Annotated in this window: 4 protein-coding genes; all 4 read left to right on the top strand. The window is 74.3% G+C overall.

Annotation, left to right across the window (positions count from 1 at the left end; translation table 11 throughout):
* Nucleotides 1–523 (top strand): energy transducer TonB (locus ACLIBK_RS25355; protein WP_415390086.1); only part of this gene is annotated, 523 nt, incomplete at its 5' end.
* 14 nt (nt 524–537) lie between these two features.
* Nucleotides 538–1,095, top strand: a complete 558-nt coding sequence (locus ACLIBK_RS25350) for a cob(I)yrinic acid a,c-diamide adenosyltransferase (protein WP_415390085.1) — start codon at nt 538–540, stop codon at nt 1,093–1,095.
* Nucleotides 1,096–1,590: 495 nt separating this feature from the next.
* Nucleotides 1,591–2,415, top strand: coding sequence for an enoyl-CoA hydratase family protein (locus tag ACLIBK_RS25345; protein ID WP_415390084.1), 825 nt, complete (start codon nt 1,591–1,593; stop codon nt 2,413–2,415).
* Between the two features lie 8 nt (nt 2,416–2,423).
* A complete protein-coding gene (locus tag ACLIBK_RS25340) occupies nt 2,424–3,593 on the top strand; it encodes an acyl-CoA dehydrogenase family protein (RefSeq protein WP_415390083.1) in 1,170 nt (389 codons plus the stop codon).
* Nucleotides 3,594–3,786 lie beyond the last annotated feature (193 nt).

Genomic DNA, 3,786 nt, shown 5'->3' with positions numbered 1-3,786 from the left:
GATGCCGCCGCGCCAGGTCGCGGCCGCGCCGCCCGCCACCCCGCCGCCGCGCTCGCCGGCCGCCACGCGCCCGGCGGTGCCGCCCCCCGTCGCCGCGGCGGCGGAGCCCCTGCCCCTGCCGCCCCCGCCGGCGCCGCCGCCTCCCGCGCCGCGCCCGGCGCCGCGGGACCCGGCCGCACCCGACCTGGCCTTTGCCGGGGTGATCGACGGCATCCGGCTCGGCGCCGGTGGGATGGCGGGGGAAACCCGCGGCCCCGGCCCGGCCCACGCCGGCTGCGTCGACGCCATCGGCTACCCGCCCCAGGAGCGCCGCCGCGGGGTCACCGGTGCCGTCGGGCTGCGGCTGCGCCTGTCCGATGACGGGCGGGTGGTGGCGGCGACGCTCGCCCAGTCCAGCGGCGTGCCCGCGCTGGACGACTGGGCGCAGCGCAACATCCGGCGCTGCCGCTTCGACCCCGCCCTGCGCGACGGCCGGCCGGTCTGGGCCACGCACCAGTTCCGCGTGGTATTCAGCCTTAACTGAGGGAGCATCGGCCCATGGTCCGGCTGGACGTTATCACCACCCGCGGCGGCGATGGCGGCGACACCTCGCTGGGCGACGGCACGCGGGTGCGCAAGGACGCCCTGCGGATCGAGACGATCGGCGCGGTGGACGAGACCAACAGCGTGCTCGGCCTGATCCGCCTGCACACGATGGGCGAGGAGGACGAGATGCTCGCCCGGCTGCAGAATGACCTGTTCGACCTCGGCGCCGACCTGTCCGTGCCCGGCGAGTCGGAAGGCCGCACCCGGCTGCGCATCACCGATGCCCAGCTGCTGCGGCTGGAAGCGGAGGTCGCGGCGATGAATGCCGAGCTGCCGGCGCTGCGCTCCTTCGTGCTGCCCGGCGGCGCGCCGGCCGCGGCCTATGCCCACCTCGCCCGCACCGCCGCCCGCCGGGCCGAACGCTGCGCCGTGCGCCTGGCCGCGGCGGAACCGGTCAGCCCCAACGTGCTCCGCTACCTCAACCGGCTCTCGGACCACCTCTTCGTGCTGTCGCGCGCCCTGAACATGGGCGGCCAGCTCGACGTCCTCTGGGTGCCCGGCGGCGCCTGACGCCACGCGCCGGCGGCCGGCTTCGAGGGGCGCTTTCTGGGCTGGTCGTGGCCAAGGGGGCCCTGCTCCCTTGGAGCCCCCGCGAGGAGCTTAGGCTCCTCGACCTCATGAGTGCCTCCGGCGGGGGCGGGTTGGGACAGGGCGGTCTACTGGGACGACGTCGGCCATCCCGCCCCCGCCGGAGGCACTCAACGTGGGGTCCGGGGAGTTCAAACTCCCCGGCGGGGTCCAGGGGCAGCGCCCCTGGCCAACGCCAGACCAGAGAAGCTCCCCCGGAACAGGACGCCAGCCGCGTGGCCGGGCCGAGTGCTTGCCGGCTGCGGGAGGATGCTTCAATGTTAAAACATCTTCCGGACCGCGGCGGCCGTGCGCGGGCGTGGGATGTGCGGGCGATCGCCGGGCCAGCCGCAGCGGCCCGGACCGGCGCCGCGCGGATCGCACCGCCCGGCCAGGAGTTGCTGCGGCACCCTATCGCTGCGCGAGGAGTGTACGCCCATGAACGCCGTCACCGTGCCACTGGCGGAATACCGCGCGCAGCACGTCCAGCTCACCGTCGAGGGCAAGGTCGCGACGCTGACCCTGAACCGCCCGGAGCGGAAGAATCCGCTCACCTTCGAGAGCTACGCCGAGCTCGGGCAGATCTTTCGCGCTGCCACGAATGACGAGGTGGTGAAGGTCTTCGTGGTCACCGGCGCGGGCGGCAATTTCTGCTCCGGCGGCGACGTGCACGAGATCATCGGCCCGCTGCTGGAACGCGACACCGCGGGGCTGCTGCGCTTCACCGCCCTGACCGGCGAGTTGGTGAAGGCGATGCGCGCCTGCCCGCAGCCGATCGTGGCGGCGGTGGACGGGATTGCCGCGGGCGCCGGGGCCATCATCGCCATGGCCGCGGACCTGCGCCTGGCCAGCAACCGGGCCAAGGTGGCCTTCCTGTTCAACCGCGTGGGCCTCGCCGGCTGCGACATGGGCGCCTGCGCCATCCTGCCGCGCATCATCGGCCAGGGCCGCGCCTCGGAGCTGCTGTATCTCGGCCGCTCCATGGCGGCCGCCGAGGGCCATGCCTGGGGCTTCTTCAACGGCGTGGTGGAGCCCGAGGCGCTGGCCGACGAGGCCGCGAAGCTGGCCGCCAGCATCGCCGACGGGCCGACCTTCGGTCACTCCATGACCAAGCGGATGCTGGCGATGGAATGGGCGATGTCGATCGAGCAGGCGGTGGAGTCCGAGGCCGTGGCCCAGGCGCTGTGCATGACCACGCAGGATTTCCGCCGCGCCTTCGACGCCTTCGTGGCCAAGCAGCGGCCGGTCTTCGCGGGGAACTGAGCCGCGCCATGCCCCTGCCCCCCGGACTGCACGACACCCTCGCCTGGCCCTTCTTCGAGCCGCGCCACCGCGACTGGGCGGAGGAGGTGGAAGCCTGGGCCACCGCCCACGCCGCCGCCCTGTCGCACGACGCCGAGACCGACACGGACGGCGCCACCCGCCGCCTGACCGCCGCGATGGGCGAGTCCGGCCTGCTGCGCATGGCCGTGCCGGAGAGCGGCGCGCTGGACGTGCGCTCGCTCTGCCTGGCGCGCGAGATCCTGGCCCGGCACGCCGGCCTCGCGGATTTCTCCTTCGCCATGGCGGGGCTGGGCACCGGCAGCATCACGCTGTTCGGCTCCGACGAGCTCAAGCGGCGCTTCCTGCCCGCCGCCCGCGCCGGCACCGCGCTGGCCGCCTTCGCCCTGTCCGAGCCGGAAGCGGGATCGGACGTGGCGGCGCTGGCCTCCACCGCCACGCGCGACGGCGACAGCTGGCGCCTGGACGGCCGCAAGACCTGGATCAGCAACGGCGGCATCGCCGGCCACTACGTCGTGTTCGCGCGCACCGGCGAAGCGCCCGGCGCGCGGGGGTTGTCCGCCTTCGTCGTGCCCGCCGACGCGCCCGGGCTAGAGGTGGAAGCGCGCATCGACGTGATGGCGCCGCATCCCCTCGCCACGCTGCGCTTCGATGGTGTGGCGGTGCCCGACAGCCACCGCCTCGGCGCGCCCGGCGAGGGCTTCAAGGTCGCCATGGGCACGCTGGACGTGTTCCGCGCCACCGTGGGCGCCGCGGCCCTGGGCTTCGCCCGCCGCGCGCAGGAGCTGACGCTGCACCGCGCCCGCCACCGCCACCTGTTCGGCGCGCCGCTCTTCGACCAGCAGATGACCCAGGCCACGATCGCCGACACCACGCTGGACGTGGAAACCAGCGCCCTGCTGGTGTACCGCGCCGCTTGGCTCAAGGACGGCGGCACGCCCCGCGTGTCGCGCGAAGCCTCGCTGGCCAAGCTGCATGCCACCGAGGCTGCCAGCCGCGCTGCCGACCGCTGCGTCCAGTTGCACGGCGGCCTGGGCGTCACCCGCGGCCACCCGGCGGAGGAACTGTTCCGCGAAGTCCGCGCCCTGCGCGTCTACGAAGGCGCCAGCGAAATCCAGCGCATCGTCATCGCCCGGGCCGAGCGCGACCGCGCCGGGTGACGCTGGGAACGCTTTGCTGGGCTGGCCGGGGCCAGAGGGGCCCTGCCCCTCTGGACACCCCGCGAGGAGCTTAGCACTACTTTGGCAGTCTTGGTTCATGCGTTGCGCTGATCCACTTGCGGCAGTGCGGGCATCGCGGCGGTGTTCGGGCGCGGAGAAGGTGAGCGACGAGGGCGGCCCGCACGGCGGGCAG

It is taken from the genome of Roseomonas sp. BN140053, from assembly GCF_047690175.1.
In the GTDB taxonomy this organism is placed as follows: Bacteria; Pseudomonadota; Alphaproteobacteria; order Acetobacterales; family Acetobacteraceae; genus Roseomonas.
This window is presented reverse-complemented; position numbering and strand designations above follow the sequence as displayed.

Coding starts and splice junctions, on each gene's coding strand:
- ACLIBK_RS25345 (WP_415390084.1), top strand. CDS start 1,591: ATGAACGCCGTCACCGTGCCACTGGCGGAATACCGCGCGCAGCACGTC.
- ACLIBK_RS25350 (WP_415390085.1), top strand. CDS start 538: ATGGTCCGGCTGGACGTTATCACCACCCGCGGCGGCGATGGCGGCGAC.
- ACLIBK_RS25340 (WP_415390083.1), top strand. CDS start 2,424: ATGCCCCTGCCCCCCGGACTGCACGACACCCTCGCCTGGCCCTTCTTC.